This window comes from Xenorhabdus sp. PB62.4, from assembly GCF_014467285.1.
Taxonomy (GTDB): domain Bacteria; phylum Pseudomonadota; class Gammaproteobacteria; order Enterobacterales; family Enterobacteriaceae; genus Xenorhabdus.
Genome location: NZ_NKHR01000008.1, coordinates 75,480 through 92,538, shown reverse-complemented (window position 1 = coordinate 92,538; position 17,059 = coordinate 75,480). Strand labels below are relative to the sequence as shown.

At 38.9% G+C, this 17,059-nt stretch carries 15 protein-coding genes and 2 tRNA genes; 10 read left to right on the top strand and 7 right to left on the bottom strand.

All coding sequences use genetic code 11. From position 1 onward, the window contains the following. Position 1: 1 nt before the first annotated feature. Positions 2 to 907 carry a bifunctional transcriptional activator/DNA repair enzyme AdaA gene (locus tag Xenpb_RS09405; RefSeq protein ID WP_187654076.1) on the bottom strand — a complete coding sequence of 302 codons (906 nt, stop codon included), beginning with the start codon at positions 905 to 907 and terminating at the stop codon, positions 2 to 4. A 470-nt stretch (positions 908 to 1,377) separates the two neighbouring features. Here Xenpb_RS09405 and Xenpb_RS09400 point away from each other — a divergent pair, with 470 nt between their 5' ends. The 7 genes from Xenpb_RS09400 to Xenpb_RS09370 all read left to right on the top strand — a co-directional run bounded on the left by Xenpb_RS09400 (position 1,378) and on the right by Xenpb_RS09370 (position 7,977). Beyond that, a complete protein-coding gene (locus Xenpb_RS09400; protein ID WP_187654075.1) occupies positions 1,378 to 2,331 on the top strand; it encodes an alpha/beta hydrolase in 954 nt (317 codons plus the stop codon). A 62-nt stretch (positions 2,332 to 2,393) separates the two neighbouring features. Continuing rightward, positions 2,394 to 3,260 carry a 50S ribosomal protein L11 methyltransferase gene (locus Xenpb_RS09395; RefSeq protein ID WP_187654074.1) on the top strand — a complete coding sequence of 289 codons (867 nt, stop codon included), beginning with the start codon at positions 2,394 to 2,396 and terminating at the stop codon, positions 3,258 to 3,260. 1 nt (position 3,261) lies between these two features. Further along, a complete protein-coding gene (locus Xenpb_RS09390) occupies positions 3,262 to 4,689 on the top strand; it encodes an iron-containing redox enzyme family protein (protein WP_187654073.1) in 1,428 nt (475 codons plus the stop codon). Then, entirely contained in the window at positions 4,680 to 4,997 is a 318-nt protein-coding gene (locus Xenpb_RS09385) for a Rieske 2Fe-2S domain-containing protein (protein WP_187654072.1), read from the top strand. The genes Xenpb_RS09390 and Xenpb_RS09385 overlap by 10 nt, the downstream gene beginning before the upstream one ends. A 415-nt stretch (positions 4,998 to 5,412) precedes the next feature. Beyond that, positions 5,413 to 6,237, top strand: coding sequence for a VOC family protein (locus tag Xenpb_RS19980; protein WP_255523095.1), 825 nt, complete (start codon positions 5,413 to 5,415; stop codon positions 6,235 to 6,237). 47 nt (positions 6,238 to 6,284) lie between these two features. Further along, positions 6,285 to 7,058 (top strand): alpha/beta fold hydrolase, encoded by a 774-nt coding sequence (locus tag Xenpb_RS09375; protein WP_187654071.1) that lies wholly within the window; start codon positions 6,285 to 6,287, stop codon positions 7,056 to 7,058. Positions 7,059 to 7,461: 403 nt separating this feature from the next. Next, positions 7,462 to 7,977, top strand: a complete 516-nt coding sequence (locus tag Xenpb_RS09370; RefSeq protein WP_187654070.1) for a DUF6622 family protein — start codon at positions 7,462 to 7,464, stop codon at positions 7,975 to 7,977. A 381-nt stretch (positions 7,978 to 8,358) separates the two neighbouring features. On the opposite strand, the gene Xenpb_RS09365 is transcribed toward Xenpb_RS09370, so the two are convergent. Together Xenpb_RS09365 and Xenpb_RS09360 are read right to left on the bottom strand one after the other, a co-directional pair. Continuing rightward, a tRNA-Ser gene (locus tag Xenpb_RS09365) sits at positions 8,359 to 8,448 on the bottom strand. A gap of 116 nt (positions 8,449 to 8,564) precedes the next feature. Then, a tRNA-Ser gene (locus Xenpb_RS09360) sits at positions 8,565 to 8,654 on the bottom strand. Between the two features lie 314 nt (positions 8,655 to 8,968). Between Xenpb_RS09360 and ghrA the strand changes: the two genes are divergently transcribed. After that, positions 8,969 to 9,916 carry a glyoxylate/hydroxypyruvate reductase GhrA gene (gene ghrA, locus Xenpb_RS09355; protein ID WP_187654069.1) on the top strand — a complete coding sequence of 316 codons (948 nt, stop codon included), beginning with the start codon at positions 8,969 to 8,971 and terminating at the stop codon, positions 9,914 to 9,916. An 83-nt stretch (positions 9,917 to 9,999) separates the two neighbouring features. Then, positions 10,000 to 10,542 carry a molecular chaperone gene (locus Xenpb_RS09350; protein ID WP_187654068.1) on the top strand — a complete coding sequence of 181 codons (543 nt, stop codon included), beginning with the start codon at positions 10,000 to 10,002 and terminating at the stop codon, positions 10,540 to 10,542. Between the two features lie 135 nt (positions 10,543 to 10,677). On the opposite strand, the gene Xenpb_RS09345 is transcribed toward Xenpb_RS09350, so the two are convergent. Further along, entirely contained in the window at positions 10,678 to 11,241 is a 564-nt protein-coding gene (locus Xenpb_RS09345; protein WP_187654067.1) for a lipoprotein, read from the bottom strand. 52 nt (positions 11,242 to 11,293) lie between these two features. Further along, positions 11,294 to 12,499, bottom strand: a complete 1,206-nt coding sequence (mdtH, locus tag Xenpb_RS09340) for a multidrug efflux MFS transporter MdtH (RefSeq protein WP_187654066.1) — start codon at positions 12,497 to 12,499, stop codon at positions 11,294 to 11,296. A gap of 174 nt (positions 12,500 to 12,673) precedes the next feature. Here mdtH and rimJ point away from each other — a divergent pair, with 174 nt between their 5' ends. Beyond that, positions 12,674 to 13,258 carry a ribosomal protein S5-alanine N-acetyltransferase gene (gene rimJ / locus Xenpb_RS09335; protein ID WP_187654065.1) on the top strand — a complete coding sequence of 195 codons (585 nt, stop codon included), beginning with the start codon at positions 12,674 to 12,676 and terminating at the stop codon, positions 13,256 to 13,258. Between the two features lie 41 nt (positions 13,259 to 13,299). On the opposite strand, the gene tssH is transcribed toward rimJ, so the two are convergent. Together tssH and tssG are read right to left on the bottom strand one after the other, a co-directional pair. Further along, positions 13,300 to 15,918, bottom strand: a complete 2,619-nt coding sequence (gene tssH / locus Xenpb_RS09330; RefSeq protein ID WP_187654064.1) for a type VI secretion system ATPase TssH — start codon at positions 15,916 to 15,918, stop codon at positions 13,300 to 13,302. A gap of 81 nt (positions 15,919 to 15,999) precedes the next feature. Beyond that, complete coding sequence (gene tssG / locus Xenpb_RS09325; RefSeq protein ID WP_187654063.1) at positions 16,000 to 17,049, bottom strand: type VI secretion system baseplate subunit TssG; 1,050 nt, start codon at positions 17,047 to 17,049, stop codon at positions 16,000 to 16,002. Positions 17,050 to 17,059: the final 10 nt, after the last annotated feature.

Here is a 17,059-nt window from a genome sequence, read left to right as displayed (position 1 = left end):
ACTAGCATATTGGCGAATTGGGTATATAAGTAGTTAACGCCGGAATAGTGAGTAATGTTTTCCATACACGCTGTTTAAAAACAATACCTTTAATCTCCAGGGGTAGATTAAATTGAGAGTGTGTTTTTTCAACAATATTAATGGCTTCTGTAACCATATTCTCAAAATTTAAATCGTTACCAATAAATTTGGCGTTAGAAAATTGATCTTGAAGATTGTTAAGAAGTTTTGTTGGGTTATCACCAAATGAGATAGCGCAAATCCCTCTCAATGAACGGGCGACTAGAATATTGCCTAATGAACATTTAACAATAGCAAACTGAATTAAGACATCTTTACCACCTTTCCGATAGACACTTGGTGTCATACCTAATGAATCATCAGCTATAGCATAAAACCTGCTACAAGAATTAAAACCGGAGTCATATATGGCATTCGTTATATTTTTATTTTCTTTAGTTAACTCACAATACATATTATTAATGCGAATGGCTGTGCTATATTGTTTAGGGGTTATGCCAATGATGTTCTTAAAAATGCGATGAAAAAAACAAGCGCTTATTTTTACCTGTATTGATATTTCATTAAGTTTTATATCTCCTTTTCTGTCCTCTATAATCTTGCATGCTTTTGCTACTAAACGTGAATTTTTTTCTGAAGTTGACTCGCCATTAGGATTGCATCGTTTACATGCGCGATAATTTTTATTTTCAGCAAGTTTGTAATTGTCAAAAATTTCAATGTGATTAAGTTTAGGAATTCTCGATGGACATGATGGGCGGCAATAAACTTTTGTCATTGTGTTGGCGTAAACGAAGAGGCCATCAGCTTTGATATTTTTGGTTTTTATATCTAACCAACGGGGATCTGACTCAGTTAATAGCGTGCTGTTTTTGTTCAAGGACATAATTAATTTCCTTAATAATATAATAGAATACATTAGGGGCATCTATTGTTTATTAATTGATAAAGGTCACCTGGTGTAATAACAGCTAATGTGTCAATGAAAATAATTATATAAACCGCTTGGTATTTTTAATCACTGATACAGTGATAATTGAAATAATGTTAATTACCACTATTTCAAATAGAAATTTTCACAGGTGTTATATTTTTCTTAACTATGCGGAATAAGTATAAAAAATAAGGTGCAAGATTTTTAACTGACTCTTTATCAACACGATTACTGTTATTTTTAACCTAAATTACCTATTTTTTTAACATCTTAAAGGTAAACGCTATAGGCATTCTTCCTATTTCTTACTGTCAAATTCGATAATTTAAATTTTTTAAGAATTGAAAAGCAAAAAATGGGGTGTTTTCGGTGTTTTTTGGCTGTAAAACAAAGTTGCTACATTTATTTAAGGGAGATAACAAATGAGAGCTAAATTGACACAATCTATGAAAGACTATGAATATGCTTGCTCAAATGCAATGTCACCAGATTTTTACTGCAAAGATCTTGATTATGTTAGATATTCTTATAACGCATTGTTTTCACAGTTTCCTCCGACACCAAGAGACGGAGCTGTTTATGAAGATTTGCAATGCCAAAGTTCAGTAACGGGCAAAGCAATTGATGTCCGAATTTATTCACCCAATGAACAGGTTGAATCAAAGCGAACTTTACCTTGTATTATATATGCTCACGGTGGTGGCTTTGTAAGTGGCGATTTGAGCGTTGTTGATACTATGGGGAGGGATTTAGTTCTTGATCTAAATATAAGAGTTGTTACTTTTAATTACCGACTCGCTCCAGAACATCCGCATCCTGCCGCTCTTGAAGATTGCTGTGATGTTTATCTTTTTATACGTAAAATTGCAAAACAAAAAGATATCAATATTGATCAAATTTATTTTGCAGGTGAGAGTTGTGGTGGTAGTTGGTCAATAGCATTACCACTTTGGTTACGAGATAACAACTTACCACAGTTGGCCGGTTCTATTGCTATCAATCCTGTATTGGATGTTCATCGATGGGCTCAAAAGGCAGTTAGCGATGCGTCTAAAGAATTTTGTGATGAAATGTATTTCTTTACAAAATCATACCTTGGTCAGAATGAGAATAAACTTGTTCCATACGCATCTCCGTTACTTGCTGACAACCTTTCAGGATTACCTCCTGCTGTATTTTGGGCTGCGGCGATTGACCCGTTGTCTGATGATGTGAAAAAAATGTCAGCTCGCATGAAACAGAATGGAATTAAAGTTTATGTCAATATTGAAGATGAAGCTATACATGGTTGTTTACGGGCGAGATATCATTATCTATTTGCAAAAAAAGGATATGACAATTTATTATCATTAATAATGAAATTAATTAATTCTTAGATGTAAAATTAATATTTAATATACTCACAAGAATAAACGGGCTAATAGATAAGGGGGATGTCATGCTTAACAATAGCGTGAGGTCATTTGACAGTTGGCATTTCTCTATGTTAAATGATAAAGCGAGAACATTAGCGTTAGAAAGTGCTATTAAGGAGCTTGATTTAACAGGTAAAAGTATTTTTGAAATTGGTACAGGTGCTGGTTTAATATCAATGATGTTTGCAAAATATGGAGCCAAAAGGGTATTGACTTGTGAAACGAACAAACAATTATCCGAACAAGCAGCTTTAATATTTAAACTAAATAACTTAGATAAACGTATTACTTTATTAAATAAATCCAGTTTCCAAGTGATAGAGGACGGTGATCTGGATTTTACTCCTGATATTATTTTTACTGAAACTATTGATTGTGGTGTTATCGGTGAGGGTTTTTATTCTATTGCAGAGGATATAAAAAAAATAGCACAGCCAAAAACTATAATTATGCCTTGTAAAATAGAGCAATATGGTTATCTTGTAGATAGTAAAGAAATATATAATCTAAATAATGTTGCTATTGTTAATGGCTTGGAGCTATCTCCACTAAATCGCTATAGCACAAAAAATTTCTTTCCTGTCAGAGCATGTCTTTATGAAATTCGGATTCTGACTTCTATCACTAATATAAAAAATTATGATTATTTAAAAGAGGTTTCAAAAACTGAAAATCCGATATTTTCAATAAAGGAAGAAGGTACTTGTTATGGAATGTTATCTTTCTTTATTGCCAGGTTTGGTTCATTCAATGTTTCAAATAAGGTAGGCTTGCAAAGCCATTGGCATCAGGCATTCCATCCGTTACATACACCAAAAAAAGTACTAAAAGATAAAAAATATCGTGGATCTCTGGAATATAATGGCAAGTTCACACTTGAGGAATTTTAAAATGAATAAGAAATCCATACGTGACTATCGGAAAATCGAAAATTTTGATGATATGAATATTGGCAGAGATGCGGTTCTTGCTTTTTCTGATTCAGAGCAATGTATTGATAATGAAAATATTTACGAAGAAAAGTTTTATGGTCGCAGGATCAGGCCACATGTTCTTAAGTATATTGATTTTTCAAATCCTTTAACCAGAGATACTATTTTAACCTATAGTGCATTTGCTGCAAACAGAACGCTTTTTACCATGAATGAAATGGATTTTTTAATGCTTCCTGAGCAGGATGAATTTGTATGGGATGACTATCAGAATTTCTATTCGGATGAGAGATTTATTACCTCTAATATAGGGATTAGATTTTTGGAAAATTATCTTTTCTCTTTTCTTGATGATGAAATAAGTATTACGGAAAATTGGAATAAAGAAAAAGTCAAAGAGTATTTTTTTTATTTCGCAAATGAATCAATGAAATGCACCTCTCTTCCATCAGCGAATGCGATTTTAACATCGTTAGATCCGGTTACAACCGCAAAAGATTGGCTGATTCAGCTATCTTTGGATTTTTTGATTGAATCAAGCCCTATGGCCAGATATGCTAGTGGAAGCTATGGAGAAATTGGCAGTTCTTTATTTAAGATTATTATTGATGAGCTTGGATATGGTGATTTTTCTAAAAAACATTCAAAGCTATATCAAGATACACTTAATTCAGTTAATTTAAATCCTACACCTCACTATTATTGGCAATATTATCTTAATGGCAGCTTACTGTTAGCAAATTATTATAATATGGTTACCAAAGATAAGCGGAAGTTTTTTCGTTATATCGGTGCGATTTACCAAGCAGAGACATCTTTTATTACAAGCTGTAAAATTTGGAGAAATGTACTCAAAGAAACATTGCCAAATATTAATGTAAAATACTTCAATGAGCATTGTCATATAGATATAGACCATTCAAGAATGGTATTTGAAGGATTAGTTTCACCTTCTATAGATAAATATGGTCAAATTGCAGCAACAGAAATAATCAGAGGCTTTGAGGAGTCACGTTTAATCGGTGAAATCAGTGAACAAGATTTTATACGCCAGATAAAATGGAAGGATAATTGTGAAAAAAATAAAAATACACATAATAAAATCATAACAAAAGTAAAAGAAGCCGCGAGTAAGAACATTATCCCTTGTGTTAAGCTCACGGAGCCATACAATGAATTGTCAATAACTCACTCTCATGATCAAAATGAGCTATGTCATGTTAAATCAGGGACTATAGAGTTTCTGAACGGTTTTGGAAAATCCACAATTTTAAAATCCGGGGAAGGGATTATGATAGAAAATAATCGATTGCATGGTGCATTAATTAATTCAGAGTCTTGCGATTATGAAATTTATACAATAGGAGATTTAGATAAATGGGAGTAAAACAAATCAACTATTATAGCGGGGCATTGCTTATTAATTTCCCGACGGAAAATGAGAGGGCTGTAGTTTATATTGAGAATAATAAAATTATTGCCCTTAATGATAAATGCCCCCATAGAGGAGGTCCTATACATCTTTGCAAAAAGCACGCGAACGGAACATTGGAGTGTCCCTGGCATGGGAATAGAATAAAAAAACCTGCAATGTCAAAAGATGTATCAGCAATTTATTATCGATCTACTGGAAAAGTTATTCTTGTATCTGTGACTAAAATGGACAGAGAATGGCCGGTGAAAACGATATCCTAGCCGTAAAATTGGTTTCGAAAAATGGGTTATTCGTTTCGAAAGAAGCGTTAACCCAGAGCTTATTTTAAGTGGAAATTATGACAATATTTTTTATTAAATAACGCTATAAAAATTATCTATATCATTTATAATCATTGCAGATTAAATAGTATAAGAATAACATTATCTTCACTCCTCAGTTATCCCATCTTTTATTTTAAGCAGCTATAAAAATCATAAGAGTTAATATGATTTTCTGAGAATTCTGGCAAGTGTAAAATACGTCTAATACTGTATAATTGATGATTATCCAATAGATATTTTCTTTGATATTTAAATATAGAAAACACTACTGACAAAAATTGTCACACCAGATTGCTACTCTGTGAACTCTACAACATGTTTTGAGTCAGCTATCTAACTATTGGAGTTTTTCATGTTAACCCTAATTTTTTCTACATCGATAAACGCAAAACCATCCCAGATTTGGGCTCATTATGTTGATTTTGATTTGCGGAAAAAATGGGAGACTGATCTCGAATACCTTAAATTCGAAGGTGAAGTGAAAACTGGGCAATATGGCAGAATGGTATTAGGTGGTATGCCTGAGATACGTTTCTATCTTGCAAAGGTAGAAGTGAATAAAGAGTTCACTGATCAGGTTACACTGCCACAGATGGGGATATTAACTTTCTGTCACCAAATTTTGACCGGTGAAAATAGCATGGCAAAGCGCATTCAGGTAACTGTTACTTTTGAGCCTGAAATGAATATGCTAAATGCCCAGGCTGAGGGCTTCTTCAAACAAGTGACGCAAAATCTGGTTGAAACGATATCAAGGCTTAAGGCGATCGTTGAACAAAATGAAGTTGAAACAAATGAAATGGTAGATTCCATCTTTGTTAACCCTAATCTTCAACTGATTTATGTTTCTGATATCGGGCGTTCTACGGTTTTTTACAAAACTATTTTTAATGCTGAACCGATCTTTTCCAGCCCACGCTATGTAGCATTTTCTGCGGGTAAGGCGGCAATCTTTGCGATTTGGAGCGGAGGTGCAAAGCCTGATAGTGCTATTCCGAGATTTTCTGAGATTGGTATTATGTTGTCATCTAACGAAGAAGTTGATCGACTCTTTGAAAGATGGCAAAAGGACACAAACATTGAGATTAAACAGGAACCTTATAATGATGTGTTTGGACGCACTTTCCTCGTGAAAGATCCTGATGGTCATGTTATTCGAGTGTGTCCTTTGGATTAAGAGCCTATCCCATTAGGCCCTAAGGTAAATAAAGGGGATATTATTTTATGTTAAGTTTTAATCATCAAAATGGCAGTTACTTAGAAATTGATGGTGCTCATATTTATTACGAGCGGCAAGGCAATCCAAATGGATACCCACTAATTTTTTTGCATGGTGGTTTAAGTGATATTGAGACATTTAACCGAATTGTGGGCGATCTTGGAGACACTTACCAACTTATTGGTATAGATAGCAGGGGACAGGGTAAATCGACGTTAGGGCAAGGAAATTTATCGTATAAACAGCTTCAACAAGATGTAGAAGCAATCGTCAGATATTTAACATTAGGAAAATGCAGCATTATTGGTCACAGTGACGGAGGTATTGTGGCGTTGCGACTGGCTGCGGCGGGAAGTCTCCCAATTGATAAAATAGTAATCATAGGTGCTCATTGGACATTAAAAGAAGAGGATCCGACGAGAGAGATATTTACCTTGGTGACGGCAGATAGTTGGCGAGCAATGTTACCTGATAGCTATGAAAGTTATCATAGGTTGAACCCAAAAGCAGATTTCAACAAATTGTTCAGCAGCATTGTTCCTATGTGGCTTGATAATGGTGAGAGCGGTTACCCCAATGAAACTATCAGCAGAATAACGTGTAAATTGCTGGTAGTTCGGGGGGATCATGATAGCTTGGTTTCTCGCAGCAATTCGACGGAATTAGCCGATAAAGTCACTCATTCTTATTTTTTGAATATTCCTTTTACGAGACATTCGCCCCATGAAGAAAAACCAGAGTTGTTGATACCATTCTTGAAAGAGTTTTTATCAAATTAGCTTCTGGCCGCTAAATTAATCATGCCTGAGGTATACACGATTGCATTTTTTGCTAAGAGCGTAATTGTGTCTCAGGCCTTTAGTTTTTTAGGCTGTTATGCTGCCCGATTAAAATTTTTAAACTTTTTAGCTATTGTCGATAGCATTCTTTTACGGATAAACCCACTGGCTGGTCTTATTGCAAGCCAATATAAAGTGAATATCTTTTGTGTTTTCTTATTGGGGCAAAAAATAAATGTTTCCGTAACTAATGAGCGATAACCATGGGGTATTCCTTGATCAAAAAACGCAATTTGTTTTAAACTTGATTTTTATAACCATTATTGGTGAATAAGTGCGAGTAATGGTCTATTTTATTTAAATCATTAATCATTTTATCAGCAATATGATAAAGGGAGGTGATATGTCGATTCTGTCCATTTTGAAAGATACGCCACTTTGGGTTTGGATTTTATTTGTTTTTTTAATTAAACGAGGTATCAATGCGTTATATGACAGGAAAATGCGGATTGAACGTCTGTTCTTTTTACCAATATTGTTCTTTATATGGGGTGGTTATAATGTATTGAATGAAACAGTATTTACAAATATTGCATTATTAATGTTCATATTGGGGATATTGGCGGGGGGCGTTGTAGGATGGATGTTATGGAAAAACCAACCTAGATTAAGAAAAGGAAGTGACAGTGGATTCATTATTCGATCAGGAACGCCTTTGACTTTAATCCTCATTCTTGTGGTTTTTATAGTAAAATTCATTATTTCTTCCATGTCAGGTGTTAATCCTGCATTGTTACATTCTTTCAATTTTAATCTGATGTTTGGTTTTGTGAGCGGTTTGTCCGATGGTGTTTTTTGGGGCGGGACACTGAATTTATTTATCCATTATTACAGAAACAATCCTAAGAATATGCCATGAGATAATTTTATGTTCGCTTTTAATCAAAGAGTTTGTTCAATAAATTATGAACAGACTCTTTGAGCTTCGATTTTTACCGGAAATTTTTCTTTAACCTTCTATAGGAGTGCATAATTCTATAAGTGTACCTTTACGTGAACGAACATAAGATACCATTTGCCCCCGGGTTTTTTATAGACTCTTGAATTGAGATGGTTACAGAGTTTACTGCATTTTTATGTGCTTAGTGAAATTTGGGTGATTGAAATGTAATTGACAATTGTGTGTTCTGCAATTTAATCGATTGGATATATGCAGGTTTTTATTGTTGAGAGGTATATAAATTGAGAGAGATAGAAACGTAAAAAGCCCGAACATTAGTTCGGGCTTTCACATATAAAATGGCGGTGAGGGAGGGATTCGAACCCTCGATACGTTTTCACGTATACACACTTTCCAGGCGTGCTCCTTCAGCCTCTCGGACACCTCACCAAATTTTGTTTTTGCAGTATTCTACAAAGAACACTTTTTGCTACATGCCCAATCATTTTTGATTGGTAAAGCACTAAAAAAGCCTGAGCGTTTTGTTCAGGCTCTTTCAAAGAATATGGCGGTGAGGGAGGGATTCGAACCCTCGATACGTTTTCACGTATACACACTTTCCAGGCGTGCTCCTTCAGCCTCTCGGACACCTCACCATAATTTGTTATTGCAGTTAACTCGTTTAAGTTCATCGCTGCAACGGGGCGCTACTATAGGGAAAAGCAGAGCAGGCGTCAACAGGGTTGTGATGATTTTTTCCGGCTTTTTGATTGATTAGACAAATAAAAAACAATTTGCATACCTGGCGACCAATTATGAAAGTAAATGCCCTTTTTCTGCAACGAACCATGGCAAATATGTTAAGCAGATAACATTATTAATATTTTCATTCCCGTCTTTCCACCGGAAGCTTGCAACCTTTTGGCAATGGGTTTAACCCTATTAGAAATACAAAAAGGAATGAGATTTTATGAACATTATTTTTTATCACCCTTCCTTTAATTTTAACGCTGATAAATGGATTCAAGGAATACAAACCAGATTACCTGAAGCTAAAGTCCGGCAGTGGGTTCATGGTGATGATGCGCCCGCTGATTATGCGCTAGTCTGGTTACCCCCCTATGAAATGTTAGCAAATCGTCAGAATATAAAAGGTATATTTGCACTTGGCGCAGGCGTGGATGCTGTCCTTAAACAAGAATTGGAAAATCCGGGCACGCTGCCTGCGGGGATTCCGCTAATACGCCTTGAAGATACAGGAATGGCCCGGCAGATGCAGGAATATGCCGTTAATGCCGTTTTATACTATTTTCGCCGCATGGACGAATATAAACAATTTCAGGAGCAGCGCATCTGGAAGCCAGTGGCTCCCCATAACCGGAAAAAGTTTGTTATCGGTGTCTTAGGCGCAGGGGTTTTAGGGCGGAGTGTTATTGAAAAATTGCGGGAATTTGATTTCAATGTTCGTTGCTGGAGTCGTACTCCAAAACAAATCGACAATGTTGAAAGCTTTTACGGAGAAGAGCAGCTAAGTGATTTTCTTTCTGAATGCAAGGTGTTGATTAATATCCTGCCAAATACGCCGGAAACTCATGGTATCCTCAATTTTTCATTATTTAGTCAGTTAAGATCTGGCGCATATGTGATTAATATAGCACGAGGTGCTCAACTCGTTGAACAGGATTTATTGACTGCTATTGATGAAGGCTATGTCGCTGGTGCAACGCTTGACGTATTTGTTAAGGAGCCGTTATCAAATCTTCATCCTTTCTGGACTCATCCACGCATTAATATCACTCCACATATTGCGGCGATTACCATTCCTGATGAGGCGATGGATGTTATTTGTGAAAATATTCGACGAATCGAAAATGGGGAGTCACCCACAGGACTCGTCGATATGGCTCGTGGCTACTAATAAGTTGCTTTACAGCAAGGCAGACGATTAGGGACAATAACCGTATTTATTATTTAAGTAAGTTATTGAGATTGGATGAAATCATGAACGAATTTTCTATTGTTTGCCGTATTTTGGGAACGTTATTTAACCGTGCACCACAAGATCCTGTTCTGCAACCTTTGATTGCCATGATTGCAGAGGGGAAACTGAAACAGGCATGGCCTTTGGAACAGGATGAATTACTGGAGCGATTACAGCAACACAGTGAATTAGCGGTGATTGAAGCGGATTATCAATCTCTGTTTATTGGAGAATCTGCTGGCGTACCTGTTTGCCGTTCTGATTATACTAATGAAAAAGAAAGTGAAGTCCGTCAGTTTTTAGCAGAACGGGGTATGCCTTTGTCTGAAACTCCTGCTGATCAATTCGGCTCTTTATTGTTGGCTGCGTCATGGTTGGAAGATCAGGCGGCAGAAGACGAAGTTCAGGTTCAAATTACTTTGTTTGATGAGTACTTATTACCTTGGTGTGGGCAATTTCTCGGTAAAGTTGAAGCCCATGCAACCAGTGGTTTTTATCGGACTTTAGCGATTGTTACTCGCGAAGCATTGCAGGCGTTGCGTGAAGAGCTTGAATCTGAGTGACAATGTCACGTTATCGATTTAGCGTCTATTTTAAAAAGACAAGCTTAATAGATAAATCCATTGTTAACTAAGAGGTAAAATAAAGGCAATTTATTAATTAATAAATTGCCTTTACTATTTTATTGGTAATGAAAATTATTTATCAGTCAAACTGATAACCAATTTTCCAGGCTTAACTTCTAACCCTTTGGCTAATGTTACAGCAGCAGCTTCCGCTTTGCTTTTTTCTGGATTTAGCACATAAACCGGATGAGTATCAAAGAATTCGCTCAACGAAGTATTCAAGTAAGGCATCAAAGCCTTAATCGGAGTGGCAGCTTTTTCCGGCGTTGTCTGGTAGTCGGCAACCTCTAAGTTTTTAATGAAAATAGCCCTTTTTTCTGCATTGAATACCGGCTTAGCTCTGATAGTCAGTTTCATGTCAGCCTGCGTCGCTCCTAGCAAACTCACCAATTGAACTTTTGCTTGAGTTGATAGTTCAATTTTTTCTGGATCTTGACGGCCCACCTGACTGGTTAAATCACCCAGTGTGATATTGGCTTGGGCTATCCCAGGAATACTGATTTGCTTTTGATAATGAACTTTTTTTAATAAATAGTCATTAAGTAAACCTTCGCTGATGCTGACTTCCTTGAATTGATCACAGCCGCTGATTAAACCCACCAGTGCCAATACTGCGCCTAAGAAAAATCTTCTCATGTTGTCTCCTTTTTATTTTCAACAGGCAGATTTTACACGATTAATGGTGTAATTAATGTCTGTTAATCATGACAGGTTCAATCTTCTTCTGATTGAATTGGCGATTCAGGGCATAAATAGTTATTAAGCCCGCTAATCCCAGCAGAAGCCACGGTAATTGCGGTATATTCAAGTTTTTGCCTGTATCATAAAGCCATCCACCACCGGTATAGCCGAATGCGCCGCCCAGCGCCAGCCCCAGCCGACTGAATCCCATATAACTGCCACGAGCGCGGGGATCAGCCAGTGACGCACTCAATGTTTCACGGGCAGGTTCTGCTGTTACCATCCCCAGATAGAATAAGCTTATTAAACCAAATATGAGATGCAATTGGCTGACCCAACCGATCGGGAACATGCAGATACTCATTAAAAGCAGACCCGCCATCAAGCGCTGTTCCTGACGGAAATATTTTTCACTCCAGCGCGCGATGGGATAGAGCAGTGTCAGGGAAATCACCGCTTCAATAGCATACATCCACTTAACGGCAGTCGCCGTACCGGAAATTTCATGGATAATGATCGGGAACATCAACATGACTTGTACTGACAAAATAAAATAACCGGTCAACGTCAGCACATAGTAAAAGAACCGACGATCCTTGATGACACGACCCATACCTTCTTTGATGGGTGTCCGGGTTGTTGATATACGGTATGCAGGCAGGAGCCAGGCATTAAATAAGGCGGCGAGCACAAACACCGCTGCACCAATCCAACAGACGATATTGAAATTATATTGCAGCAACCAGCTTCCTATCAGTGCGCCAATAACGGCTCCTGCGCTGTCCTGCATCAATAAAAGTGAATAAAAGCGCCCGCGTTCATGGGGGCGGGTCAATTTAATGATCAGTGCCGCCCTTGGAGGATCAAATAATGTTCCACCCAATCCCGATAAAACACAGGAGAAAATCAATATCCAAGGCTCAGAAGCGACTGCCATCAGGGCAAAACCCAATGCACGTAATAACATGCCCGTGACAATCATTGGCTTGGCACCGAACCTGTCTGCAATAGCACCGCCAAAAATACCCAATCCTTGTTGTACAAGCTGACGCAGGCCCAGAGCCAAGCCCACGATAACGGCGGCCCAACCCAGTTGTTCGACGAAACGAATTGAAATCAGGGGAAAAACAACAAAAAATCCTAAAACGACTAATAAATTATCCAATAAAAGAAAATATTTACCCAAGCTGCGTGCTTGTGAAACTAATGACATTTTGCACCATTGAAATATGAAAAAATAAATGTGATTTTTTATTATTTTGGACTTAATTTGAGCTTTAAGGTAGGGGGGATATAGATGATATTTTTTTATCGTAAGAGGGTGATTATAATTTCTATAAAAGCTAAATTATTGAAGAATTTTTCAAGATAAATATCAGGAGAAGGCATGTTTGGTTATCGTTCTGCATCGCCAAAAATTCGCTTTATTACAGATAGGATGGTCGTTCGTTTGGTGTATGAACGGGATGCTTATCGATTGGCTGAATATTACGCAGAAAATAAAGATTTTCTTAAGCCATGGGAACCCACAAGGGATGGTAGTTTTTATCAACCTTCGGGGTGGACAAATAGATTGAGTTATATTGCGGAATTGCAACGGAAGGAGGTGACATTTAATTTTTTGTTATTAGGCCCTGATGAAAATGAAGTCATGGGCGTGGCTAATTTCACCAATATTATGCGTGGAGCATTTCATTCCTGTTTCCTTGGTTATTCTTTAGGCGAAAAATGGCAGGGACAGGGGTTAATGTATGAAGCATTGTTGCCGGCAATTCGTTATATGCAACGCTATCAGAAAATGCATCGGATTATGGCTAATTATATGCCGCATAACCATCGCAGTGGAAATCTACTCAAGAAGCTCGGTTTTGAACAAGAAGGTTATGCCAAGAATTACTTAATGATTGATGGTATTTGGCAAGATCATATACTGACAGCGCTGACTGATCACTTATGGGGTGTTAGGCTATAAGCCAGCAGTATTCTGCAAGATAGGGGGTTTTGATTAGCTGTCTAATCAGTGAACTGGAATTGAAACTCACCTTGCTCAAGGGATACTTGCAATTGACGATAGTGTTCATCGTGGGCACTGGCAAAAAGCAGTTGCCGGCTGATTTGCGGTAGCAAAGTATTTGTCAGGATAGCATCAACCATGCGCCCACCCGATTCAATTTCTGTACATCTGCTGACGATATACTCAACCATTGCATCATCAAATGTCGCTGTAATGCCATGATTTTCCAATAGGCGTTTTTTAATTCTTCCCAATTGTAGATGCACAATATTAGTCATCACTTCATCACTTAACGGATAGTAAGGAATGACCAGCAATCGCCCTAGCAGGGCCGCCGGAAACACGTTCAGTAATGGCTTACGCAATGCAGCACTGAGTTCATCTGGCGCAGGGATAGTGTCTTGTTGAGTACAGAATGTGCTGACTAAATCAGCACCGACATTGGATGTCAGGATAATGATGGTATTGCGAAAATCAATGTGGCGTCCTTCTCCATCTTCCATCCAGCCTTTATCAAAGACCTGGAAGAAAATTTCATGGACATCGGGATGCGCTTTTTCTATTTCATCCAACAATACCACACTGTAGGGACGGCGTCGGACAGCTTCGGTCAGCACACCGCCTTCACCATAACCTACATAACCGGGCGGAGCCCCTTTCAAGGTCGATACCGTATGCGCTTCCTGAAATTCACTCATATTGATGGTGATGAGGTTTTGTTCTCCACCATACAGCGTCTCTGCAAGGGCGAGTGCCGTTTCAGTTTTACCCACGCCAGAAGGGCCGCATAACATGAATACGCCGACCGGTTTATTGGGATCATCCAGTTTGGCGCGTGAAGTGCGTACACGTTTAGCGATTAACTCTAACCCATGATACTGACCAATGACGCGCTGGCTGAGTGTGTCAGCCAACTGTAATACGGCATCAATTTCGTCTTTTACCATCCGGTTGAGAGGAATGCCCGTCCAGTCTGACACAACTGACGAAACAACATTATCATCTACGGCAGCAAAGATAAGGGGCTCTTCTCCTTGCAAGGTTTTCAATTGTTGTTGTAATTCTGACAGTTCAGCGTGTTTTGTCTCAAATTCATCATGCTGTTCTTTGTGTAATTCCATTCGCAGGTGAATAATTTTATTGATCAATAAAAGTTCTTGCTCCCAGCGCTCTTGCAACTGTGTTCTTTGTTCTTCCAAAGTCGATAGTTCATTAAGAATGGGTTCTGAACGTTGTTTATCACCGATGCCGACTTTAGATTCTCGTTCGGCAATTTCCAGTTCAATTTGTAATGCCTCTATGCGGTGGCGACAATTTTCCAGTTGTGGCGGTTCTGCATGTTGGCTGACGGCAACTCTGGCACAAGCGGTATCGAGCAGGGCCACCGCCTTATCTGGTAATTGGCGGGCAGGGATATAGCGATGCGAAAGACGAACGGCAGCTTCAACGGCTTCATCCAGCAAGAGCACGTGATGATGTTGCTCCAGAGGATGGATCAGGCTGCGTAGCATGAGCAGTGCTTTGGTTTCATCAGGCTCATGCACCTGAACAACTTGAAAACGGCGGGTTAGGGCAGGATCTTTTTCGATATATTTTTTATATTCAGACCAGGTAGTGGCACCAAGAGTACGTAATTGACCGCGTGCTAACGCAGGTTTCAACAAATTGGCAGCATCTCCGGTTCCTTGTTGTCCGCCAGCCCCAATTAAGGTGTGGATTTCATCAATGAACAGAATGATCGGAATTGGGCTGGATTGCACTTCATCAATCACTTTACGTAAACGAGATTCGAATTCGCCTTTGACGCTGGCTCCTGCTTGTAGCATTCCGATGTCCAACAGCCAAAGCTGGACATTGCGCAAAGGTGGTGGAACTTCACCTGCGACAATCCTTAATGCCAATCCTTCAATGACAGCGGTTTTGCCAACGCCGGCTTCACCCGTTAATAGGGGGTTGTTTTGACGGCGGCGCATTAGGATATCAACGATTTGACGAATTTCTTCATCACGCCCGGATACGGGATCCATTTCACCGTTACGTGCACGGGCCGTCAATTCTTGCCCATATTTTTGTAATGCTGATTTTTCCCCTGCCTGTAAAGTGGTTCCCTGTGCATCTGATGGTGATGTATTTACCTGAGATTCGTCGCTTTCTCTGCAAATTTCATTGAAATTGTCGAGTAGAATATCCGCATTAATACGATCAAACTGAGGGGAAATGGATTTCAACGCATTGCGTAAGTTAAAGGTTTTCAATATGCCTGTCAGCAAATGTGCACTGCGGATCTCATTCACGCCAAATTTAAGTGAGCCGTATACCCAGGCGCGTTCTACAGCATTATCAATATGCTCAGAAAGATCAGAGATGGCACTGGCTCCACGTGGCAAGCGATCCAGGGCTGTAACAATATCTTTAGTCAGTGCGGACTCATCCAGCGCAAAATAGCGGATAAGTTGCTGTAGATCGCTGTTTTGTTGCTGCATGAGTTGATGCAACCAATGTACTAATTCGACATAAGGATTGCCGCGTAGTTTGCAAAAGGTTGTAGCATTTTCCAAAGAAGTGAACAGAATACGGTTAAGTTTGCCAAACAGGACAGAACGGCTGATTTCTGACATAGGATATAACCCGTAGCTTATTGTTAACAGAAGTTATGTGTGTGGGAATCGTGTGGAGATAGTATGGAAATAGGAAGTGCGCTAAGAAGCAATTAAGTACTCTGAGTTATAGAGCAGATCTCCGCGATGGGCTGGCTGTTCAATTTTGCCAAGCCAACTGTTCAGGCCCAGTTTTGTCGGTTCTGATAGATGAATACCTTTTACATCAGCTTGATGGAGTATCAAGCGAACATCCCACGCGTATTCAATTCCCAGATATTGATACACCCAGTCACGCAATTGTTGTGATTTTGGTCCCCCCGGCAAGAACATGTCATATTCAGCCAGTCTTAACGGGCCCAGTTCAATGCGAAATTTATGTTGGATATCGTATAGGGCCGTCCCTAAAAAGGCAGAAATACCTAAACGGGGCATATTGCGCCCGGCACTTAACTGAGCCTGATCGGGTACTCCGATTTCTAGCCATTGCGGGATATTTTGTATAATTTTCAGCGGAATATTGAAATAACCGAATAGTATCTTCGCCAGACCTTCTGCGTTATGCCCCGGGCGGGACAGGTGTCCAGAAAGTGAATAACGGGCATGTTCACTAATTGAGTCTGTTTTTTTCTGAGCGGGCAATCCCATACCTATCAGGCAGGAAAGATAATGGCAAAAGCGTTGGTTATCCTGACGGTCTAGTGATACGGTGGGTTGGGCATTGGCCCAGGCGCGATAGAATAACAGGATTAATCTATGATGAAACAGATTGGTGAATGCGTTCAGGGTAGTGTCTTGATAATTATATTGCCGTGCATAGGTATATTCGGTCATGTGTAATGGCAATGGCCCATTGGGGCCAAATAAACCGAAACTGTAAATCAACATATCATAGAGTTTTGAATTCTCCCGTTGTTTGACTTCAGAGATGGTCGATGGCGCGAAAATCATGGATGCTTTTTGCCCTAACCGCAAGAGTTCGTATTTTGGCAATGGGGCAGAGCCGAGTATGTAATATTCCCCGGATTGAGCATCTATGCGGCGTAGGGTTTGGAATAAATCGAATTGCCACGGCGCTTGGGTGAGCTGCTTCCAAAAATCATCGGGTAAACGACATAGAGAATGAATGGAGATGGTGTTTTCTTGATTCATATTCATTTTG

What these genes read in the sequence shown, in the direction of transcription:
- Xenpb_RS09405 (WP_187654076.1), bottom strand. Translation starts at nt 907, where the DNA reads ATGTCCTTGAACAAAAACAGCACGCTATTAACTGAGTCAGATCCCCGT.
- Xenpb_RS09400 (WP_187654075.1), top strand. Translation starts at nt 1,378, where the DNA reads ATGAGAGCTAAATTGACACAATCTATGAAAGACTATGAATATGCTTGC.
- Xenpb_RS09395 (WP_187654074.1), top strand. Translation starts at nt 2,394, where the DNA reads ATGCTTAACAATAGCGTGAGGTCATTTGACAGTTGGCATTTCTCTATG.
- Xenpb_RS09390 (WP_187654073.1), top strand. Translation starts at nt 3,262, where the DNA reads ATGAATAAGAAATCCATACGTGACTATCGGAAAATCGAAAATTTTGAT.
- Xenpb_RS09385 (WP_187654072.1), top strand. Translation starts at nt 4,680, where the DNA reads ATGGGAGTAAAACAAATCAACTATTATAGCGGGGCATTGCTTATTAAT.
- Xenpb_RS19980 (WP_255523095.1), top strand. Translation starts at nt 5,413, where the DNA reads ATGTTAACCCTAATTTTTTCTACATCGATAAACGCAAAACCATCCCAG.
- Xenpb_RS09375 (WP_187654071.1), top strand. Translation starts at nt 6,285, where the DNA reads ATGTTAAGTTTTAATCATCAAAATGGCAGTTACTTAGAAATTGATGGT.
- Xenpb_RS09370 (WP_187654070.1), top strand. Translation starts at nt 7,462, where the DNA reads ATGTCGATTCTGTCCATTTTGAAAGATACGCCACTTTGGGTTTGGATT.
- ghrA (WP_187654069.1), top strand. Translation starts at nt 8,969, where the DNA reads ATGAACATTATTTTTTATCACCCTTCCTTTAATTTTAACGCTGATAAA.
- Xenpb_RS09350 (WP_187654068.1), top strand. Translation starts at nt 10,000, where the DNA reads ATGAACGAATTTTCTATTGTTTGCCGTATTTTGGGAACGTTATTTAAC.
- Xenpb_RS09345 (WP_187654067.1), bottom strand. Translation starts at nt 11,241, where the DNA reads ATGAGAAGATTTTTCTTAGGCGCAGTATTGGCACTGGTGGGTTTAATC.
- mdtH (WP_187654066.1), bottom strand. Translation starts at nt 12,499, where the DNA reads ATGTCATTAGTTTCACAAGCACGCAGCTTGGGTAAATATTTTCTTTTA.
- rimJ (WP_187654065.1), top strand. Translation starts at nt 12,674, where the DNA reads ATGTTTGGTTATCGTTCTGCATCGCCAAAAATTCGCTTTATTACAGAT.
- tssH (WP_187654064.1), bottom strand. Translation starts at nt 15,918, where the DNA reads ATGTCAGAAATCAGCCGTTCTGTCCTGTTTGGCAAACTTAACCGTATT.
- tssG (WP_187654063.1), bottom strand. Translation starts at nt 17,049, where the DNA reads ATGAATCAAGAAAACACCATCTCCATTCATTCTCTATGTCGTTTACCC.